This window comes from Klebsiella sp. TF21-TM (assembly GCF_019753495.1).
Lineage (GTDB): Bacteria > Pseudomonadota > Gammaproteobacteria > Enterobacterales > Enterobacteriaceae > Klebsiella > Klebsiella quasipneumoniae.
The window spans coordinates 41,164-59,533 of sequence record NZ_JAIJYL010000017.1 but is presented as its reverse complement, the minus strand read 5'-3'; the positions used below and the strand labels follow the sequence as shown (position 1 = coordinate 59,533).

At 59.1% G+C, this 18,370-nt stretch carries 21 protein-coding genes; 6 read left to right on the top strand and 15 right to left on the bottom strand.

What is annotated here, in order from left to right:
- Window positions 1–13: 13 nt before the first annotated feature.
- The 11 genes from sseB to trmJ all read right to left on the bottom strand — a co-directional run bounded on the left by sseB (window position 14) and on the right by trmJ (window position 8,905).
- Entirely contained in the window at window positions 14–790 is a 777-nt protein-coding gene (sseB, locus tag K5R89_RS16915) for an enhanced serine sensitivity protein SseB (RefSeq protein WP_060590170.1), read from the bottom strand.
- A gap of 96 nt (window positions 791–886) precedes the next feature.
- Window positions 887–2,173, bottom strand: a complete 1,287-nt coding sequence (gene pepB / locus K5R89_RS16910) for an aminopeptidase PepB (protein ID WP_060590172.1) — start codon at window positions 2,171–2,173, stop codon at window positions 887–889.
- 107 nt (window positions 2,174–2,280) lie between these two features.
- Complete coding sequence (gene iscX / locus K5R89_RS16905; protein WP_002913954.1) at window positions 2,281–2,481, bottom strand: Fe-S cluster assembly protein IscX; 201 nt, start codon at window positions 2,479–2,481, stop codon at window positions 2,281–2,283.
- A gap of 1 nt (window position 2,482) precedes the next feature.
- Window positions 2,483–2,818 carry an ISC system 2Fe-2S type ferredoxin gene (gene fdx / locus K5R89_RS16900; RefSeq protein WP_004201872.1) on the bottom strand — a complete coding sequence of 112 codons (336 nt, stop codon included), beginning with the start codon at window positions 2,816–2,818 and terminating at the stop codon, window positions 2,483–2,485.
- Window position 2,819: 1 nt separating this feature from the next.
- Window positions 2,820–4,670, bottom strand: a complete 1,851-nt coding sequence (hscA, locus tag K5R89_RS16895) for a Fe-S protein assembly chaperone HscA (RefSeq protein WP_023290643.1) — start codon at window positions 4,668–4,670, stop codon at window positions 2,820–2,822.
- A 15-nt stretch (window positions 4,671–4,685) separates the two neighbouring features.
- On the bottom strand, window positions 4,686–5,201 hold the full coding sequence (hscB, locus tag K5R89_RS16890) for a co-chaperone HscB (protein WP_023290644.1): 516 nt from the start codon (window positions 5,199–5,201) through the stop codon (window positions 4,686–4,688).
- A 74-nt stretch (window positions 5,202–5,275) separates the two neighbouring features.
- Window positions 5,276–5,599: an iron-sulfur cluster assembly protein IscA gene (gene iscA, locus K5R89_RS16885; RefSeq protein WP_002913979.1), complete on the bottom strand. Its 324-nt coding sequence runs from the start codon at window positions 5,597–5,599 to the stop codon at window positions 5,276–5,278.
- Window positions 5,600–5,616: 17 nt separating this feature from the next.
- A complete protein-coding gene (gene iscU, locus K5R89_RS16880; RefSeq protein ID WP_002913991.1) occupies window positions 5,617–6,003 on the bottom strand; it encodes a Fe-S cluster assembly scaffold IscU in 387 nt (128 codons plus the stop codon).
- A gap of 26 nt (window positions 6,004–6,029) precedes the next feature.
- Complete coding sequence (gene iscS / locus K5R89_RS16875) at window positions 6,030–7,244, bottom strand: cysteine desulfurase (protein ID WP_017900428.1); 1,215 nt, start codon at window positions 7,242–7,244, stop codon at window positions 6,030–6,032.
- Between the two features lie 178 nt (window positions 7,245–7,422).
- Window positions 7,423–7,914: a Fe-S cluster assembly transcriptional regulator IscR gene (iscR, locus tag K5R89_RS16870; protein WP_002913993.1), complete on the bottom strand. Its 492-nt coding sequence runs from the start codon at window positions 7,912–7,914 to the stop codon at window positions 7,423–7,425.
- Window positions 7,915–8,170: 256 nt separating this feature from the next.
- A complete protein-coding gene (trmJ, locus tag K5R89_RS16865) occupies window positions 8,171–8,905 on the bottom strand; it encodes a tRNA (cytosine(32)/uridine(32)-2'-O)-methyltransferase TrmJ (protein WP_023290645.1) in 735 nt (244 codons plus the stop codon).
- A 120-nt stretch (window positions 8,906–9,025) separates the two neighbouring features.
- Between trmJ and suhB the strand changes: the two genes are divergently transcribed.
- Window positions 9,026–9,829, top strand: coding sequence for an inositol-1-monophosphatase (suhB, locus tag K5R89_RS16860; RefSeq protein WP_002913995.1), 804 nt, complete (start codon window positions 9,026–9,028; stop codon window positions 9,827–9,829).
- 47 nt (window positions 9,830–9,876) lie between these two features.
- Here suhB and K5R89_RS16855 read toward each other — a convergent pair whose 3' ends face one another.
- Both K5R89_RS16855 and K5R89_RS16850 read right to left on the bottom strand, forming a co-directional pair.
- Entirely contained in the window at window positions 9,877–10,857 is a 981-nt protein-coding gene (locus tag K5R89_RS16855; protein ID WP_023290646.1) for a nickel/cobalt transporter, read from the bottom strand.
- Window positions 10,848–11,486: a DUF1007 family protein gene (locus K5R89_RS16850; RefSeq protein WP_086075127.1), complete on the bottom strand. Its 639-nt coding sequence runs from the start codon at window positions 11,484–11,486 to the stop codon at window positions 10,848–10,850. The genes K5R89_RS16855 and K5R89_RS16850 overlap by 10 nt, the downstream gene beginning before the upstream one ends.
- A 124-nt stretch (window positions 11,487–11,610) precedes the next feature.
- On the opposite strand from K5R89_RS16850, the gene csiE reads away from it, so the two are divergent.
- Window positions 11,611–12,888 carry a stationary phase inducible protein CsiE gene (csiE, locus tag K5R89_RS16845; protein WP_023290648.1) on the top strand — a complete coding sequence of 426 codons (1,278 nt, stop codon included), beginning with the start codon at window positions 11,611–11,613 and terminating at the stop codon, window positions 12,886–12,888.
- Here the strand turns inward: csiE and K5R89_RS16840 are convergent.
- Together K5R89_RS16840 and hcaR are read right to left on the bottom strand one after the other, a co-directional pair.
- Complete coding sequence (locus K5R89_RS16840) at window positions 12,885–14,021, bottom strand: 3-phenylpropionate MFS transporter (RefSeq protein ID WP_048336304.1); 1,137 nt, start codon at window positions 14,019–14,021, stop codon at window positions 12,885–12,887. The two genes, csiE and K5R89_RS16840, sit on opposite strands and share 4 nt — an antisense overlap.
- Before the next feature lie 321 nt (window positions 14,022–14,342).
- Window positions 14,343–15,227, bottom strand: coding sequence for a DNA-binding transcriptional regulator HcaR (gene hcaR, locus K5R89_RS16835; protein ID WP_044524353.1), 885 nt, complete (start codon window positions 15,225–15,227; stop codon window positions 14,343–14,345).
- A 135-nt stretch (window positions 15,228–15,362) separates the two neighbouring features.
- Here hcaR and hcaE point away from each other — a divergent pair, with 135 nt between their 5' ends.
- From hcaE to hcaB, 4 genes are read left to right on the top strand one after another with little or no spacing between them, the layout of a single operon-like run.
- Window positions 15,363–16,724 (top strand): 3-phenylpropionate/cinnamic acid dioxygenase subunit alpha, encoded by a 1,362-nt coding sequence (hcaE, locus tag K5R89_RS16830; RefSeq protein ID WP_044524354.1) that lies wholly within the window; start codon window positions 15,363–15,365, stop codon window positions 16,722–16,724.
- Window positions 16,721–17,239, top strand: a complete 519-nt coding sequence (gene hcaF, locus K5R89_RS16825; RefSeq protein ID WP_048336306.1) for a 3-phenylpropionate/cinnamic acid dioxygenase subunit beta — start codon at window positions 16,721–16,723, stop codon at window positions 17,237–17,239. The genes hcaE and hcaF overlap by 4 nt, the downstream gene beginning before the upstream one ends.
- The gene (hcaC, locus tag K5R89_RS16820) at window positions 17,239–17,556 is read left to right on the top strand and encodes a 3-phenylpropionate/cinnamic acid dioxygenase ferredoxin subunit (protein WP_044524356.1); all 318 of its coding nucleotides are present in this window, start codon (window positions 17,239–17,241) and stop codon (window positions 17,554–17,556) included. Before hcaF ends, hcaC begins: the two co-directional genes overlap by 1 nt.
- Window positions 17,556–18,368 carry a 3-phenylpropionate-dihydrodiol/cinnamic acid-dihydrodiol dehydrogenase gene (gene hcaB, locus K5R89_RS16815; protein WP_087824331.1) on the top strand — a complete coding sequence of 271 codons (813 nt, stop codon included), beginning with the start codon at window positions 17,556–17,558 and terminating at the stop codon, window positions 18,366–18,368. The genes hcaC and hcaB overlap by 1 nt, the downstream gene beginning before the upstream one ends.
- Window positions 18,369–18,370: the final 2 nt, after the last annotated feature.

Genomic DNA, 18,370 nt, shown 5'->3' with positions numbered 1-18,370 from the left:
GCCGCCCCCGCTGTCAGATAATGCGGTTTTGTTTGAAATCGCGCAGGAAGCTGCCCCAGCGCTTTTCATAGAACGGCGTGATATGGGCAATCATAAAGTGGCTGATGCCCTTCTCGCCTTCCACCACCTGGCAAATATCGATCGGCTCATCGCCGGGCAGGGTATCGGTGGCCACGCTGCCGGTGGTCTGAATGATGGACTCGATATCCCCTTCCGCTTCAATGCCGATCAGCAGATTAGCGGGCGCGTCGGCGTGCTCTTTGATCGAGCACAGGAACGCCCGCTTGACGGTTTTCAGCGTTTTGAACAGCGTGATCAGCGAATCCACCATCTGCGCCGGCGGCTCGGCGACTTCAGACAGCAGCAGCGCTTCGCCCCCTTCCAGCACCGTCTGGGTGCTGAGCGGGCTGCCCTCTTCCCCGAGCAGATGGCTGATTTCGCGCGGGGTAAACGCTTTACCGTTCGGCAGCTTCGGGTTGAGGAACAGCGATTCACCGAGAGTCATCGCCATCAGCGTGCGGGCCGGCATCATCACGAAAGCCTGTTCATCTTCCACCGCCTGCTGCAGGGCCTCAAGCGAAGTGAAGAACGGAATGACCGACGTGCCGTCATCTTTTTCCCAGTGCTGTAGATCCAGCGCGCTATCCTCGACAATCTGCTCGCCATCGGCTGCGCGGCCTGGTACCCAGACGGTGGCCTCAAGCAGCGCGCTGAAAAATGCCGGACGATGAGCGGGCTCGGTAGCCGCTTTTTCCAGCAGGGTTTCTAATTCGTTTTTGGTTTCGGACATAGTTTGGCTACTTCAAAAATCGCCCGGCGGCGCTACGTCCGCACGGGCCTGCGGATTTTCCAGGCCGGGTAAGCATAGCGCCACCCGGCAAGGCCATTACTCAGCCGTCAGCAGATTGGCGATAGTACGTACGCCAAGCCCCGTCGCGCCCGCCGACCACTGCTCAACGGCTGATTTGCGATAGGTTGCCGAACAGTCGATGTGCAGCCAGCCCTGGTGGTAGTTTTCCACGAAGTGGGACAGGAAGCCCGCCGCGGTGCTGGCGCCGGCCGGATAGGCGGCGCTGCCGGTATTGTTCAGTTCCGCGAAATTAGACGGCAGCTGATGACGGTGGAATTCGGCCAGCGGCAGACGCCAGAACGCTTCATTTTCCACCTGGGCGCTCGCCAGCAGGCGATTCGCCAGCGCATCGTCAAAGCTGAACAGCGCGTGGTAGTCGTTGCCAAGCGCGGTTTTCGCCGCGCCGGTCAGGGTGGCGGCATCGATGATCAGCTCCGGCTTCTGCGCCGAAGCGTCAATCAGGCCATCCGCCAGCACCAGACGACCTTCGGCGTCGGTGTTCATGACTTCGACGGTTTTGCCGTTGCGATAATGAATAATATCGCCCAGTTTGAAAGCGTTACCGCTGATCAGGTTGTCGGCGCAGCACAGATAGAGCTTCACGCGCTTGTTCAGCCCGCGGGTAATCGCGAAGGCCAGGGCGCCGGTGATAGTCGCCGCGCCGCCCATATCGGATTTCATTGAATCCATAAAGGCGCTCTGTTTGATGCTGTAGCCGCCGGAATCAAAGGTGATGCCTTTACCTACCAGACAGGCATATACCGGGGCTTCTTTATCGCCGGTCGGGTTATAGTCCAGCGCCAGCAAAACCGGCGGGCGCTCGGAGCCGCGGCCCACCGTGTGCAGGCCGAGATAGCCCTGCTCACGCAGATCTTCGCCTTTGGTGATGCGATAGCTCATCTTCTCGCCCGCCACGCTGCACAGCAGGTCGACGGCGCGCTGCGCCAGCTGTTCCGGGCCCAGCTCTTCCGCCGGCGCATTGATGGTGTCGCGCACCCAGTCAATAATGGTCAGACGGTTATCCAGCTCGCTTTTCTGCGCATCGTCCAGCGTCGGCCATTCAACTTTACGAGTGCCTTTCGGGCCTTTATAACCCGCCCAGAACGCCCACGCGCGGTCGGTGTTCCAGCCTTCGCCGCTTAACGCGACATGCTTGATCCCCATGCCGTCAATTTTACGCGCCGCGCGCTGAATCAAGCCCAGGTCGTCTTTGCCGTTGAGATGCAGGGCGATGCCGTCATGATTAATGCTGTAAGACGCCTTTTCTCCCCAGCGCGCATCGGCTGGCTGAGTGGAAAGCGTAATCTTCATGGCTTCGGTCATTATCATTATCCTTCTTAGCAAACGGGCCACCGTATGGCAGCCCGTAACGTTCTCTCGCTCAATGATTCATCCGACTTTATACCGCCGCATAAATCATGATGCGAAAATTATTCGGCTTCGTCTAACCAGACTAACAGAATCGCCTCGAGAATTTTTTCATTGGATGCGTTCGGGTCATCATCAAACTCTTCCAGATCGCAAATCCACTGATGCATGTCGGTAAAGCGAACGGTTTTTGGGTCGAGGTCAGGGTAAGCGTCATACAGCGCTTCGCCGATTTCACGACTGTCGGTCCATTTCAGTGCCATATTAGTGCTCGCGTGCGTGGTTGATGGTGTAACGCGGGATCTCAACGACCAGATCTTCGTCGGTGACGCGCGCCTGGCAGCTCAGGCGGCTATCAGGCTCCAGTCCCCAGGCTTTATCCAGCATATCGTCTTCATCTTCGGTACTTTCCGCCAGCGAGTCAAAGCCTTCACGCACGATGCAGTGGCAGGTGGTGCAGGCACAGGATTTTTCGCAGGCGTGTTCAATCTCGATGCCGCTACGCAGCGCCGCATCCAGAATAGTTTCACCGGTCTCAGCTTCCACAACGATGCCATCCGGACACAGGTCCTGGTGGGGCAGAAATACAATTTTTGGCATTTTAAACCTCGTCCACGGATTGGCCTTTCAGCGCGATACGGACCGACTGATCCATACGGCGGGCGGCGAATTCCTGGGTTTGTGTGTCGATATTTTTAATCGCTTCTTTAATGGCGTCGGCGTCGTCGCCTGCCGCGGCGGCGCGTACCTGCTCCGCAGCGGCATCGATAGCCTGACGCTCCGCGGCGCTTAACAGCGCGGCGTCGGCGGCCAGCGCGCTTGTCAGGCTCTCCAGGACGCGTGCGGCTTCCACTTTCTGTTCAGCCAGCATGCGCGCCTGAATATCCTGTTCGGCGTAGCTCATCGAATCTTTTATCATGGTGGCGATTTCGCCATCGGTCAGACCGTAAGACGGTTTCACCTGAATAGAGGCTTCCACGCCGGTCGACTTTTCCATCGCCGTGACGCTCAGCAGGCCATCGGCGTCCACCTGGAAGGTGACGCGAATATGCGCCCCGCCCGCCGGCAGCGCCGGGATACCGCGCAGCGCAAAGCGCGCCAGGGAGCGGCAATCCTGCACCAGCTCACGCTCGCCCTGCATCACATGAATGGACATCGCCGTTTGGCCATCTTTGAAGGTGGTGAACTCCTGGGCGCGGGCCACCGGAATGGTGGTATTACGCGGGATCACTTTCTCCACCAGGCCGCCCATGGTTTCCAGCCCTAACGACAGCGGGATAACGTCGAGCAGCAACAGTTCGCTGTCAGGCTTGTTGCCGACCAGAATATCGGCCTGGATCGCCGCGCCAATGGCGACGACTTTGTCAGGGTCGATGGAGGTCAGCGGGGTGCGACCGAAGAAGTCGCCGACGCGCTCGCGCACCAGCGGCACGCGGGTGGAACCGCCGACCATCACCACTTCCAGCACCTCTTGCGCCTCAACGCCAGCGTCTTTCAGCGCCCGGCGGCAGGCCATTAACGTGCGTTTTACCAGCGGGGCGATCAGATCGTTAAACTGGCTGCGAGTGATATCGCCCTGCCAGCCGCCGACCTCAACGTGCGCCACCTCGGCATCGCTAAGGGCGATTTTCGCCGCGATGGCGGCATCCAGCAGCTCACGCTGCAGGCGGTTGTCGCTACGGTCGCTGAAGCCCGCCTGCTCGCGCAGGTAGTCCGCCAGCAGATGATCGAAATCATCGCCGCCGAGGGCCGAGTCGCCGCCGGTGGCCAGCACTTCAAACACCCCGCGGCTTAAGCGCAGAATAGAAATATCAAAGGTGCCGCCGCCGAGATCGTAGACTGCAATCACCCCTTCCTGGCCGGAATCAAGGCCATAGGCGATAGCCGCCGCGGTCGGTTCATTAAGCAGGCGCAGCACGTGCAGACCCGCCAGGCGCGCCGCGTCTTTGGTCCCCTGACGCTGGGCGTCATCAAAGTAAGCGGGGACGGTGATGACCACGCCGTCGAGCTCGCCGGCCAGCGCTTCAGTGGCCCGGGCGGCCAGCGCTTTCAGGATATCGGCGGAGACGCGAATCGGGTTCAGCAGGCCGCCGGCGGTCTGGATCATCGGCAGGCCGTTTTCACTGGCCTGCAGCTGATACGGCAGATGCGGATAGCGGTGTTGGATATCGGCGAGGGAGCGCCCCATCATCCGTTTCACGGAGCTGATGGTATTGGCGGGATCCTGGGCGGCGTTCAGCCGGGCGTCATAGCCGACGGTCAGCCCCGATGCGTGGTAATTCACCACCGACGGCAGCAGATAGCGGCCTTGATGATCGGGCAGAGTCTCGGCCTGGCCGCTACGCACGGTAGCCACCAGAGAATTGGTGGTGCCCAGGTCGATACCGGCCGCCAGACGACGCTGGTGCGGCGCGGCGCTCAGGCCGGGCTCACTAATTTGTAATAAGGCCATAATTGCTTCCGAAAATTAAAAATCGAGCAGTTTTTCTTCGAGTTCTTCAGCACTGCTGCGCAGTTTATCGAGGAAACGGAGCTTACGAACCGTGTCCGCCGCCGCCTCCCAGCTCTCATTATGCAATTGGTCAACCATCAGCTGATGGCGGGTATCAAACAGCGCTTTCACTCGTTTGATAAAGCCTTCCAGCCGCGCTTCGTCTTTCGCCTGGCCGATCTCATCCAGCTCTTCGCGCAGTTCCAGCTGTTCCATCAGGAACGCGGTATCGCGAACGGTATGCTGCTCGCTGGCCAGATCGAAGCCATGCAGCGAGAGGAGGTATTCTGCGCGGGTCAGGGGATGGCGCAGCGTCTGCCAGGCCTGGTTAATGGTGGCGGAATACTGAACCGCCGCAAGCTGTTCCGCAGCGGGCGCGCTGGCAAATTTATCCGGATGGTACTGGCGCTGCAGATCCTGATACCGGACAGCCAGTTGTTCAAGCGAGAGGGTATAGCTGGCTGGTAACCCGAAGAGGGTGAAATAGTCCATAGTAACCTCAGGGTCATGCATCTAAACGAAAACCCCACGCGCGGCGTGACCGCGGTGGGGTTGGGGAGTACCGATTATACGTTAAAGCTTTCGCCGCAGCCGCACTCATCTTTGACGTTAGGGTTAGTGAACTTGAACCCTTCGTTAAGGCCTTCTTTGACGAAGTCCAGCTGCGTGCCGTCGAGGAATTGCAGACTTTTGCCGTCGATCACGACCTTCACGCCTTTGTCTTCAAACACGGTGTCTTCAGCCGCCGGCTCGTCAACAAACTCCAGTACATAGGCCATACCTGAGCAGCCGGAGGTTCTCACGCCCAGGCGCAGGCCAAACCCTTTTCCGCGGTTTGCCAGGAAGGCATTGACTCGCGCTGCTGCACTGTCGCTAAGAGTAATCGACATAACAAAACCTCAACTAATTATTTTGCTTCACGTTTGCTTTTGTAATCCGCAATCGCGGCTTTAATCGCGTCTTCCGCCAGAATAGAGCAGTGAATTTTCACCGGCGGCAGCTCCAGTTCATCGGCGATATCGGTGTTCTTGATCGCCTGCGCTTCGTCCAGGGATTTACCCTTCACCCACTCGGTGACCAGAGAGCTGGAAGCGATAGCGGAACCGCAGCCGTAGGTCTTGAAGCGCGCGTCTTCAATGATACCTTCATTGTTGACTTTAATCTGCAACTTCATCACGTCGCCGCAGGCCGGCGCGCCGACCATGCCGCTGCCGACGTTCTCGTCGCTGTTGTCAAAAGAGCCGACGTTGCGCGGGTTCTCGTAATGATCGATAACTTTTTCGCTGTAAGCCATGATGAATTCTCCTTATTGGTGCCGAATTAGTGATGTGACCATTCAATACTGTTCAGATCCACGCCCTGTTTGAACATTTCCCACAGTGGAGAAAGCTCGCGCAGACGGCCAATGGATTTACGAATCAGGTTGATGGCGTAGTCAATCTCTTCTTCGGTAGTGAAACGACCTAAAGAGAAACGAATAGAACTGTGCGCCAGTTCATCAGTCATGCCTAACGCGCGCAGCACGTAGGATGGCTCAAGGCTCGCGGAAGTACAGGCTGAACCGGAGGAAACCGCCAGGTCTTTCAGCGCCATAATCAGCGACTCGCCTTCAACATAGTTGAAGCTGACGTTAAGAATGTTCGGCGCGCCCTGCTCGAGGTCGCCGTTGAGGTACACTTCTTCCATATCCTTCACGCCGTTCCACAGACGGTTGCGCAGCGTGCGCAGACGCGCCATCTCGCTTTCCATCTCTTCTTTGGCGATACGGTAAGCTTCACCCATGCCGACGATCTGGTGAACAGGCAGAGTACCGGAACGCATACCGCGCTCGTGGCCGCCGCCGTGGATTTGCGCTTCGATACGAATACGCGGCTTACGACGCACGTACAGCGCGCCGATGCCTTTCGGACCGTAGATTTTGTGACCGGAGAAGGACATCAGGTCAACTTTCAGCTGGCTCAGATCGATAGGCAGCTTGCCCACGCTCTGGGTGGCGTCTACGTGGTAAATGATACCGCGGGCGCGACACATCTCGCCGATGGTAGCGATATCCTGCACCACGCCGATTTCGTTATTCACATGCATGATGGAAACCAGGATGGTGTCGTCACGCATCGCCGCTTCCAGCTCTTTCAGATCGATAATCCCGTTGCTCTGCGGCGCCAGGTAGGTCACTTCAAAGCCTTCGCGCTCCAGCTGACGGCAGGTATCCAGAACCGCTTTATGCTCGGTTTTGCTGGTGATGATGTGCTTGCCTTTTTTCTGATAAAAGTTGGCTGCACCCTTGATCGCCAGGTTGTCGGATTCAGTCGCACCAGAGGTAAAGACGATTTCGCGCGGGTCGGCACCGACCAGCTCGGCAATCTGATTGCGGGCGATATCAACCGCCTCTTCAGCCTGCCAGCCAAAACGGTGGGAACGGGAGGCCGGGTTACCAAAGGTCCCGTCCATGGTCAGGAACTGCATCATTTTCTCGGCAACACGCGGGTCCACCGGCGTGGTTGCGGAGTAATCGAGGTAAATCGGTAATTTCATTGCTCTTAAACTCCGTACATCACTCAATGCAAGGAATCAGGCAACCGGCTTGATGTACGACCGAGTACACGGAATGTCGGAGCATCCCGGCCTGATTCTGAAAGCTCTTTATAATCGTTGTCCCGCCGTTTCGCGCTGCCTCGCCCTGTCAGCCGCAGCCCGAAACGGGACGGGTCACTCAGGCGCGCAGTTTAACGTCGATCGCGTCCTGGGTGCGCGCATTGCGCTGGGTTTCGTGCTGATGCTGACGACCGGAAACATCGAGGATCTCCTGGTTATTCACCAGTTCTCCGAGGGTGATATTGTTCAGGAAGCCGGTCAGGCGTTCGCTCAGATCGCGCCACAGCGCGTGAGTCAGGCATTTATCGCCGCCCTGACAGCCGCCCTTGCCCTGGCAACGGGTAGCGTCAACGGATTCGTCCACGGCGCTAATGACTTCGCCGACGGCGATACTGCCGGCATCTTTACCTAACAGATAACCGCCGCCTGGGCCACGAACGCTGGAAACCAGGCCATTTTTACGCAGGCGAGAGAACAGCTGTTCCAGATAGGAAAGCGAAATTCCCTGACGCTCTGAAATATCTGCCAACGGCACCGGGCCCGTTTCAGAGTTGAGCGCAACGTCAAGCATCGCGGTCACGGCATAACGCCCTTTAGATGTCAGTCTCATGTCTTACTTAACCTCAAACTCGCCCCTGGCCGGGCTTTTTATTAATATGGGTATTGCATAGCAGGGCCAAGTCTGACATTCCCGAGTAATTTGGTCAACTATTTACTTGACTGTTTTAGTCAGGTATTTGGCTTTCCGTGCCGTTTTCCTTCCGCGTTGCCGGGCGCCCTCACCCCGGCCCTCTCCCACCAGGAGATAGCAAGGGCCGCGTGATTTGCATGCCGGATAAGCGCAGCGCCATCCGGCATCAACGCGGTTACTTGCCTTTATTCTGCTGGTCAATCGAGGCCAGCATGCCGCGCAGGATGTTCAGCTCCTGGCTTTCCGGGCGCGCACGAGTGAACAGACGACGCAGTTTGTTCATCACCTGCCCCGGATGATTCGGGCGAATAAAGCCCGTCGCCAGCAGCGTCTGCTCAAGATGACCGTAGAAACGCTCCAGGTCATCCACCAGCGGGTACGGCGCTTCTTCGTGCTCAACCGCCGGCTGCGCTTGCTCCTGCGCCGCCAGCCAGGCCATCCGCACTTCGTAGGCGATAACCTGCACCGCCATCGCCAGGTTCAGCGAGCTGTACTCCGGGTTGGCGGCGATGGCCACATGGTAGTGACACTTCTGCAGTTCGTCGTTGGTCAGGCCAACGCGCTCGCGGCCAAACACCAGCGCCACCGGCGCATGCTGGCCTTCGGCGATGCTTTTCAGGCCGCATTCGCGGGGATCGAGCATCGGCCACGGCAGCGTGCGGGAGCGCGCGCTGGTGCCAACCACCAGGCTACAGCCCGCCAGCGCTTCATCAAGGGTATCGACGATCTGCGCGTTGCCAATGACGTCGCTGGCGCCCGCGGCCAGCGCAATGGCCTGGGAATCAGGTTTCACCAGCGGATTGACCAGCCACAGGTTGGTTAAGCCCATGGTTTTCATCGCGCGGGCAACGGAGCCCATATTGCCGGTGTGGGAGGTTTCTACCAGTACGATTCGAATATTTTGCAGCATTATGGTTCTTCGGCTAAAGATTATTCGGGCATGCTACCATAAAACGGAGACATAAGCAGAATTCGCTGTTATTATATGCGCCGTTTTTTCCCGTTCTTTAACATCCAGTGAGAGAGACCGATGCATCCGATGCTGAACATCGCCGTGCGCGCCGCGCGCAAGGCGGGTAATTTAATTGCCAAACACTACGAAACGCCAGACACCGTAGAAACCAGCCAGAAAGGCAGCAATGATTTTGTGACCAACGTCGATAAAGCCGCCGAAGCGATTATTATCGAAACCATTCGCAAATCTTACCCGCAGCACACCATTATCACCGAAGAAAGCGGTGAACACGCTGGTGAAGAGCAGGATGTTCAATGGGTTATCGATCCACTGGATGGCACCACCAACTTCGTTAAACGACTGCCGCACTTCTCTGTTTCCATCGCCGTACGCATCAAAGGCCGTACTGAAGTCGCGGTGGTTTACGATCCGATGCGTAACGAACTGTTCACCGCGACCCGCGGCCAGGGCGCGCAGCTGAACGGCTACCGTCTGCGCGGCAGCAACGCTCGCGACCTCGACGGCACCATCATCGCGACCGGTTTCCCGTTCAAGGCGAAGCAGCACGCCACCACTTACATGAATATTCTCGGCAACATGTTCACCGAATGCGCCGATTTCCGCCGCACCGGCTCCGCCGCGCTGGATCTGGCCTACGTTGCCGCCGGCCGCGTTGACGGTTACTTTGAAATTGCTCTGAAACCATGGGATTTCGCCGCAGGCGAGCTGATCGCCCGTGAAGCAGGCGCTATCGTTTGCGACTTCACCGGCGGTCATAACTATATGCTGACGGGCAACATCGTTGCCGGTAACCCGCGTGTGGTGAAAGCGATGCTGGCGAATATGCGCGAGCAGCTGAGCGACGCGCTGAAGCGTTAATCTCTTGCAGATGTAAAAAGGAAGCCGCGGCTTCCTTTTTTTATGTTCTAAAACGGCCGCAAACCGCCGCCTGGCGCGATCGCGCTACTCCACATCACGACAGCGGCCACCAGCAGCGCCACGCCGCCGGCCAGCGCCAGCGTCAGCCAGCCCACCTGGCGCCACAGCGGCGGCGCCTGATGCCGACCCAGCTTCACCGCCAGCTGGCGAAAACTGTGCACCAGCAGCGCCAGCGCCGTGATAGTCAATGAGGTCCCTGCCGCCATCGCCAGCGCCGCCGCCATCCCCCAGTTGAACACCCCGATCACCTTGCTGAACAGCAGGACCATGATCGCCCCCGAGCAGGGACGCATGCCCATCGACAGGACAATCACGGTGCGAGCCCGCCAGTCGTCGCCGGCCTGCAGCTGCTCCGGGGCCGGGAGATGCTGATGCCCGCAGCCGCAGTGTTCGTTATGAACATGATGCGGGGTAAACGCGGTAAACGTTGGCCGGCTCAGCAGCAGACGCAGCTTTTTCAGCGCCCGCCAGCAGAGCAGCAGACCTAACGCGCCCACCAGCAAATAGCTCCCCTTCTCCAGCCAGAAACTACTGAGATGCAGCTGGCGCGCCGGCAGCTGCAGCAGCGCCAGCACCACTACCACCAGCGCGATAGCCACCAGCCCCTGCAATAAAGAGGCGGCCAGCGTCAGGTTAATACTCGATTTCAACTTCGAGGGATGGGTGGCAAGCCAGGTGGTAATGACAATTTTGCCGTGGCCGGGCCCTAAGGCATGGAGCACCCCGTAAACGAAGCTGAACCCAAGCAGCGACAGCCCCGCCGCCGCCGGGTTCTCCGCCACCGCCTGCAGCAGGCGGCTGAGCTCCAGATTGAGCGCGCGCTGCCAGACCGCGCTCTGCATCAGCACCTGCGGCCAGGCCTGCCACAGCCAGAAGCCGCCCGTGACGCTCACGGCCAGCAGTAGCGCCAACGGCCACAGCGCTTTCCAGCGCGACGCGCGCGTGCGCGGGGTAAAAATTACTGACATGTCAGGGTCACCTTCTGGGCAAAATAGCTGCCCAGCGCCATATCCTCCGGCGGCGCATCCGCTTTATCCAGCGACTGGGCGTATGAGAGCATTTTGTCATTCGGTTTTGGCGTCATTACCGTTGCCTTACAGTCGGCCTGCAGCCCTGCGGGCAGGGAAAAATCGCTATCTTTGTCATAAAACATGTCGACATAGTAGGTCGGGTCGAAAGTGGAAAAGGTAAATGTCTGTCCGGCAACGGGTTGCGGCGTCGCCAGCGGCAGGGTGAAGGTCAGTACCGCCTGCAGGCCGTCGCGCTCAAGACCGTAGCCGTCGGGGCGATTTTCAAATTTCACCCGCTGGCCGTTGTGCCACAGCTCGCTGAAATAGTGCTGGCCGAGCACGTTGGCCATCACCTCCGCCGCCAGTTTTTTCCATACTTCGCTGCCCGGTTTAGCGTTTCCGGCGTCGTAGAGCAGATCCGATGAGGTAATTTCATCCATCGTCCAGCGCATTTTAAACCCGCTCAGCAAGCCCTCTTTGACCACCGGCTCGCTCTGCAAACTGATGAAGCTATGCGGATGCGCGGCGGCTGTCCATGATAAAACCATGAAAAACGCCGCGCTGGTGCATTGTTTCACTCTGTTCATCTGTTCCTCACGTGAAAAATTCTGTGAACTTCGCCAGCAATCCTGAGCTAAAGCGGGCGCACTTCCCTGCCCCCGCCGCTGTCATTGTCTATTCTTAGCGGAAACCCTAACTGGAACTTACCAGATGATGACCGTCATTGAACCACCATCTGCGCTTTCCAGTCCACAGCGCCGTAGCCAGGTGCTCCTGATGTTTTATCTGCCCGGACAGTCGGTAACGACTGAACGGCTTGGCAGAATCAACCTCGTTGATGAGACCACGGCCCGGCAGGATATTGAGGAGACCGGACGCGAAATTCAGCGTTACCACCGCCTGACCCTTCGGTCACAGGTGGACGGCAGCTATCGGATTGAAGGCGCCGCGCTCGACCAACGTTTATGCCTGCTGCATGCGCTGCGGCGGGGCCTGCGCCTGTGCCCGCAGTTCGTTAACCATCATTTTACCCCGGCGCTGAAAACGCAGCTTAAACAGGAAGGCATCGCCCGTACCCTGTACGATGATACTAACCTGCAGGCGCTGGTGAACCGCTGCGCGCGAGCGCTCAATCGCCAGTTCGACTGCCGGGACGTTCAGTTTCTGCGCCTGTACCTGCAGTACTGTCTGCTTGAGCATCACCGGGGATATTCACCCGACTTCAATGATGAACAGCAACGCTGGGCGCAGACCGCCGCCGAGTTCACCCTGGCGCAGGAGATTGTCCGCCACTGGCAGCGTCGGGTCGGCGCGACGCCGCATGTCGGAGAGCCTTTTTTCCTCTCGCTGCTGTTTATGATGCTCAAAACCCCCGATCCGCTTCGCGATGGTCACCCGCAGGATCGACGCCTGCGGCTGGCTATTTCCGGCCTGATCCACCGCTTCCAGATGCTCGCCGGCAGGTCGTTCAGTGACGAGCAGGGGCTGAGCGATCAGCTTTATATTCACTTGTCGCAGGCGTTGATCCGCAGCGTGTTTGCTATCGGCATCGATAACACGCTCACAGAGGAAGTGAGCCGGCTCTATCCTCGCTTACTGCGCACCACCCAGGCGGCATTGAGCGAATTCGAGGAGGCCTGGCATGTCCGTTTTAATGAGGAAGAGACCGGCTTAATCGCAGTGATCTTTGGCGCCTGGCTGATGCAGAAAAGCGACCTGCATGAGAAGCAGGTTCTGCTGCTGACCGATGATAATCCGGATATGGAGGCGGCCCTGGAGCAGCAGTTGCGCGAACTGACGCTGCTGCCGCTGAACATTAAATACCAGAGCGTAGAGCGCTTTCAGAAAGAGGGGGCGCCCAAAGGGGTGACGCTTATCGTCACCCCCTATGCGACGGCGCTGCCGCTGTTTTCACCGCCGCTGATCCACGCGGAGAACTGCTTCACTGAACGCCAGCAGCAGCATATCTGCGCGATGCTCGAAGACTAGGCCGCCACCGTTTTTGGCCGGATAGCCAGCGCCGGGATGGTCAGCAGCGCCATCACCCAGAACACGCCCTGGTGCAGGTGCTGGTAGAGGAAGCCGGCGAAGACGGTCATGATGGCAATACTGCCGCCCATCGCCACCGCGGAGTAGACGGCCTGCAGGCGGATCACTTCGCTGCCCTGGCGGGCGGCGATATAGCGCATCGCCGCCAGATGACACACCGTAAAGGTACCGCAGTGAAGGATCTGCGCGAGGATAAGCCCCGGCAGCGCCGTGGTCCAGCCCATCAGCGTCCAGCGGACCAGCCCGCACAGGGCAGAGAGCAGCAGCAGATCCCGCGCGCTGAAGCGGCGGAACACCTTTTTACTCAGCGCGAAGATCACCACTTCCGCCACCACGCCTAGCGACCACAAATAGCCCACCGCCGAGGCCGAATAGCCTGCCTGCTGCCAGTAAATGGCGCTAAAGCCGTAGTAGGCGGCGTGCGCCCCCTGCAGCAGGCAAACGCAGGCGAGAAAGCGCCAGCTCTGGCGCACCAGCGTCAGCCAGGCCGCCAGCCCGGCCCCCTGCTGCTGGCGCGACGCCCCCTCGGGCATCACCGACGGTTTCAGCAGCATGCCGAGCAGCATCGAGGCGACGCCCAGGCTGAGCATCAGCAGGATCGCCCGGTAATCAAACAGGCTCACCAGCTTGCCGGTCAGCGCCGAACCAATCACAAAGGCGATGGAGCCCCATAGCCGCACCCGGCCATAGTCCATGGTGATTTGCTTTTGCCAGGTATTGGCCAGGGCATCCGTCAGCGGCACCAGCGGCGAAAAGAACAGGTTGAAGCCCACAATGATCGCCAGCAGCCATGCGACGTGGCTGCCGGCCCAGAAGGCCAGCGCGAAGAGCAAGGTTAACAGCGCCAGCACGCGCAGCGCGGCGATCAGCCGGGAGGGGTCGCTCACCCGCGGGGCGATCAGCAGGCTGCCGAGAAAACGGGCTACCAGACCGGCGCCGAGCAAGATGCCGATGGTTTCCGGGGTCAGTCCGTTACCGGCCAGCCAGACGCTCCAGAAGGGCAGAAAAATACCGTAGCTAAAAAAGTAGGTGAAGTAACTGAGCGCCAGCCAGCGCGTGGAGTGCAAGACCATGATTCCCTCCCGAATGGTGGCGACAGTCTGGCGATAAACCCCGGCGGACGCAAGTCAGGCAGAAAGCGGAAAAGGCGGTTTATTCACCACGGTGCCTCGTTCTCCGGGCGACGCCCCTGGCGGAAAAAATGGCATTCCGGCGGATACCGCGGCTGAAACGCAGTGCCCGAGGCGTTGGAGGTAGCCATGGCGTAGGATGACAGGCCAGACAGGCTGACAGACATAACCCTGAAAGTTTGCGTTAAAATCGTGAAGTTCATCACAGCTCACGACCGACGTTCAGGCGCCGCCGCCCGTCAGCGGTCCGCTACAGACAGGAGATTATCCTGCAGCCGCATGCTCTCTGGCCGTGGCGATAAAATCGGCCAGCGCCGGCTTGATGGTGCCTTTTTTCCATGCCATCAGCAGCGCAATGGTCGGGGCATTGCCGGCGATAGGACGAAAAACCACCCGGCCAGTATTAAAATGATTCATATAACCGGGTATCAAAGTCACCCCGAGCCCCATCCCCACCAGATTCATGGTCACCAGAATATTGGTCGCCACCTGGACAATACGCGGCTGGCTTTTTTGCTGTTCGAACCACGCCTGGACGATCGGCGCCAGCGCCCCAGAGTACGCCGGGTCAGTGCTGACAAAATCAACGCCGTCCAGCTGGCTGGCGCTCACCTTCTCTGCTTTCGCCAGCGGATGATCTACCGGCAGCACCACCACCAACGGTTCGTGGAGCAACTCAAGATAGTCAATTTCCGGACTGTAGATCGGGTGGCGCATCAGTCCGATATCCAGTTCACCGCTGCGAATTTTATCTTCCTGCTCGGTGGTGATAAGACTGACCAGCTCAACCCGGGTATTCGGTTGTTTGCGGCGAAACAAGGGCAGAACGCCGGGCAGCAAATTGACTTCGGCCGACGGCACAAAACCAATCGCCAGGTGGTTATCGTGCTGGACGATTTTTCGCGCGCGCATTTTGGCACTCTCTGCCTGGTCGAGTATCGCCTTCGCATCCTGCAGAAAACACTCCCCCGCCGCCGTCAGCGTCACCTTGCGTTTGTCGCGCTCAAGCAACGACACGCCGACGCACTGTTCCAGATCGCGAATTTGACTGCTCAGCGAAGGCTGCGAGGTATGCAGTTTTTCTGCCGCGCGGGTGAAGTTTAGTTCCTGCGCCACCGCGACGAAATAGCGCAGGTGCCTCAATTCCATCAACCCCTCCTTGTTATCGATAAAACATCTCAGCTGGTAGAAATTAACTATTTCACACATTGATAACCCACAAGCAACATAAGGATGACACAAAAAAGAGAAGGTCAATACCTCTTACCCCACAGGATGAAAAAAATGACCATCAAAATGAAAACCGATGTCTACCAACTGGTCGACCCGCAAAACGGTCGCGTCACCCCACGGATCTATACCGACCCTGAGATCTATCAGCTTGAGCTGGAGCGGATCTTTGGCCGCTGCTGGCTGTTTCTGGCCCATGAAAGCCAGATCCCGCGGTCAGGGGATTTCTTTAACACGTACATGGGTGAAGATGCCGTGGTGGTGGTCCGCCAAAAGGACGGCAGCATTAAAGCCTTTTTAAATCAATGTCGTCACCGCGCGATGCGCGTGAGCTACGCCGACTGCGGCAATACCCGGGCCTTCACCTGCCCCTATCACGGCTGGTCTTATGGCATCGACGGCGAGCTGATCGACGTCCCGCTCGAGCCGCGCGCCTACCCGCAGGGGCTGTGCAAGTCCCACTGGGGGCTTAATGAAGTCCCGTGTGTGGAAAGTTACAAAGGCCTTATTTTCGCCAACTGGGATCCTACAGCCCCCACGCTGCGTGACTATCTGGGCGATATGGCCTGGTATCTTGACGGCGTCCTCGACCGTCGTGAAGGCGGGACCGAGATCGTTGGCGGCGTACAGAAGTGGACCATCGACTGCAACTGGAAATTCCCTGCCGAGCAGTTCGCCAGCGACCAGTATCACGCGCTGTTCAGCCACGCCTCGGCGGTGCAGGTGCTGGGCGCGAAAGATGATGGCAGTGAAAAGCGCCTGGGCGAAGGACAGACCGCCCGCCCGGTGTGGGAGACTGCCAAAGACGCGCTGCAGTTTGGTCAGGAGGGGCACGGCAGCGGCTTTTTCTTCACCGAACAGCCGGACGCTAACGTCTGGGTCGACGGCGAGGTCTCCCGCTATTACCGCGATACCTTTGCCGAAGCCGAGCAGCGGCTGGGCACCGTCCGCGCCCTGCGCCTCGCAGGTCACAATAACATCTTCCCGACCCTCTCGTGGCTAAACGGTACCGCCACGCTGCGCGTCTGGCACCCGCGAGGACCGGATCGGGTCGAGGTCTGGGCATTCTGTCTCACCGATAAAGCCGCCTCCGATGAGGTCAAAGCGGCGTTCGAAAACAGCGCCACGCGCGCCTTTGGTCCGGCTGGTTTCCTCGAGCAGGATGACTCGGAAAACTGGTGTGAAATTCAAAAACTGCTGAAAGGACACCGGGCGCGTCACACCAGCCTGTGTCTGGAGATGGGATTAGGCGAGGAAAAACGCCGCACAGACGGCATTCCGGGGATAACCAACTATATCTTTTCCGAAACTGCCGCCCGCGGTATGTACCAGCGCTGGGCCGATCTGTTAAGCAGCGAAACGTGGCAGGAAGTGCAGGAAAAAACCGCCGCTTACCAGCAGGAGGTGATGAAATGAGCGCCTTAGTCTCTGCTGAACTGCACTACCGCATCAGCCAGTTCCTCTACGAGGAGGCGCGTCTGCTGGACGACTGGCAGTTTCGCGACTGGCTGACGCAGCTGGACGACGAGATCCGCTACACCATGCGCACGACCGTCAACGCCCAGACCCGCGACCGTCGCAAAGGGGTCCAGCCGCCGACCACCTGGATCTTTAATGACAACAAAGACCAGCTTGAGCGCCGGATTGCTCGCCTGGAGACCGGCATGGCATGGGCAGAGGAGCCGCCATCCCGCACCCGCCATCTGATTAGCAACCTGCAGATCAGCGAAACCGGACAACCGGATCGCTTCGCCGTGCGCCTTAACTATCTGCTATATCGCGCGCAAAAGGAGCGTGACGAGACCTGCTACGTCGGCACGCGGAGGGACACCGTCCGCCGTCTGCCTGGCGGCGAGTGGCGCCTGACGGCACGAGAGATCGTGCTCGATCAGGCAGTGATCGCGTCCCACAACCTGAGCGTACTCTTCTGATGAATCGAATATTCGCCTGCTCCACCGTGGAGCTGCCGGAGGGGGAAGCCCTCCGCCTGGAGACCTCTCCCGTTATTGCCCTGTTCCATATTGGCGGAGCGTTTTATGCCGTTAACGATCGCTGCAGCCATGGCAACGCGTCGATGTCCGAAGGCTACCTGGAAGACGACGCGACGGTGGAATGTCCACTACACGCCGCCAGTTTCTGCCTGAAAACCGGCAAAGCGCTGTGTCTGCCCGCCACCGAGCCGCTGACCACCTATACCGTGCACGTGGAAGGCGGTGAGGTGTTTATTGATATTCCTGAGGAGGCCTGATGAGCGATTTACGCGATAACGTGGTGTTGATTACCGGCGGCGGTTCCGGCCTGGGTCTGGCGCTGATTGAGCGCTTTATTGACGAGGGGGCGAAGGTCGCGACCCTCGAACTGTCCGGCGCGAAAGTCGCCAGCCTGCGCCAGCGCTTTGGCGATCGGGTGCTGGCGGTGGAAGGCAGCGTAACCCGCTACGGTGATTATCAGCGCGCAGTGGATCAGATCCTCACCACCTATGGCCGTCTGGACTGTTTTATCGGCAACGCCGGCATCTGGGATCATAACGCCTCCCTGATGGACACCCCGGCGGAGGCGCTGGAGAATGGCTTCCATGAACTGTTCAACGTCAACGTGCTGGGCTATCTGCTCGGCGCTAAGGCCTGCGCCCCGGCATTAATCGCCAGCGAAGGCAGCATTATTCTGACCCTCTCCAACGCGGCCTGGTATCCGGGCGGCGGCGGCCCGCTCTACACCGCCAGCAAACATGCGGCGACCGGCTTAATTCGCCAGCTGGCCTACGAGCTGGCGCCAAAGGTGCGGGTCAACGGCGTTGGTCCCTGCGGGATGGCGACCGATCTGCGCGGCCCGCAGGCGCTGGGGCAAAGCGACACCACGATAATGCACTCCCTGACGGCGGAGAAGATCGCCGCCATCCTGCCACTGCAGTTTTTCCCCGAACCGGTCGATTTCACCGGCCCGTACGTCATGCTGGCTTCCCGACGTAATAATCGGACGCTGAGCGGGGTGATGATCAATGCCGATGGCGGGCTGGGGATCCGCGGGATCCGCCATGTCGCCGCCGGACTAAACCTTTAAGG

Excerpts from the sequence above, each read along its gene's own strand:
- sseB (WP_060590170.1), bottom strand. The coding sequence starts at position 790 with ATGTCCGAAACCAAAAACGAATTAGAAACCCTGCTGGAAAAAGCGGCT.
- pepB (WP_060590172.1), bottom strand. The coding sequence starts at position 2,173 with ATGACCGAAGCCATGAAGATTACGCTTTCCACTCAGCCAGCCGATGCG.
- iscX (WP_002913954.1), bottom strand. The coding sequence starts at position 2,481 with ATGGCACTGAAATGGACCGACAGTCGTGAAATCGGCGAAGCGCTGTAT.
- fdx (WP_004201872.1), bottom strand. The coding sequence starts at position 2,818 with ATGCCAAAAATTGTATTTCTGCCCCACCAGGACCTGTGTCCGGATGGC.
- hscA (WP_023290643.1), bottom strand. The coding sequence starts at position 4,670 with ATGGCCTTATTACAAATTAGTGAGCCCGGCCTGAGCGCCGCGCCGCAC.
- hscB (WP_023290644.1), bottom strand. The coding sequence starts at position 5,201 with ATGGACTATTTCACCCTCTTCGGGTTACCAGCCAGCTATACCCTCTCG.
- iscA (WP_002913979.1), bottom strand. The coding sequence starts at position 5,599 with ATGTCGATTACTCTTAGCGACAGTGCAGCAGCGCGAGTCAATGCCTTC.
- iscU (WP_002913991.1), bottom strand. The coding sequence starts at position 6,003 with ATGGCTTACAGCGAAAAAGTTATCGATCATTACGAGAACCCGCGCAAC.
- iscS (WP_017900428.1), bottom strand. The coding sequence starts at position 7,244 with ATGAAATTACCGATTTACCTCGATTACTCCGCAACCACGCCGGTGGAC.
- iscR (WP_002913993.1), bottom strand. The coding sequence starts at position 7,914 with ATGAGACTGACATCTAAAGGGCGTTATGCCGTGACCGCGATGCTTGAC.
- trmJ (WP_023290645.1), bottom strand. The coding sequence starts at position 8,905 with ATGCTGCAAAATATTCGAATCGTACTGGTAGAAACCTCCCACACCGGC.
- suhB (WP_002913995.1), top strand. The coding sequence starts at position 9,026 with ATGCATCCGATGCTGAACATCGCCGTGCGCGCCGCGCGCAAGGCGGGT.
- K5R89_RS16855 (WP_023290646.1), bottom strand. The coding sequence starts at position 10,857 with ATGTCAGTAATTTTTACCCCGCGCACGCGCGCGTCGCGCTGGAAAGCG.
- K5R89_RS16850 (WP_086075127.1), bottom strand. The coding sequence starts at position 11,486 with ATGAACAGAGTGAAACAATGCACCAGCGCGGCGTTTTTCATGGTTTTA.
- csiE (WP_023290648.1), top strand. The coding sequence starts at position 11,611 with ATGATGACCGTCATTGAACCACCATCTGCGCTTTCCAGTCCACAGCGC.
- K5R89_RS16840 (WP_048336304.1), bottom strand. The coding sequence starts at position 14,021 with ATGGTCTTGCACTCCACGCGCTGGCTGGCGCTCAGTTACTTCACCTAC.
- hcaR (WP_044524353.1), bottom strand. The coding sequence starts at position 15,227 with ATGGAATTGAGGCACCTGCGCTATTTCGTCGCGGTGGCGCAGGAACTA.
- hcaE (WP_044524354.1), top strand. The coding sequence starts at position 15,363 with ATGACCATCAAAATGAAAACCGATGTCTACCAACTGGTCGACCCGCAA.
- hcaF (WP_048336306.1), top strand. The coding sequence starts at position 16,721 with ATGAGCGCCTTAGTCTCTGCTGAACTGCACTACCGCATCAGCCAGTTC.
- hcaC (WP_044524356.1), top strand. The coding sequence starts at position 17,239 with ATGAATCGAATATTCGCCTGCTCCACCGTGGAGCTGCCGGAGGGGGAA.
- hcaB (WP_087824331.1), top strand. The coding sequence starts at position 17,556 with ATGAGCGATTTACGCGATAACGTGGTGTTGATTACCGGCGGCGGTTCC.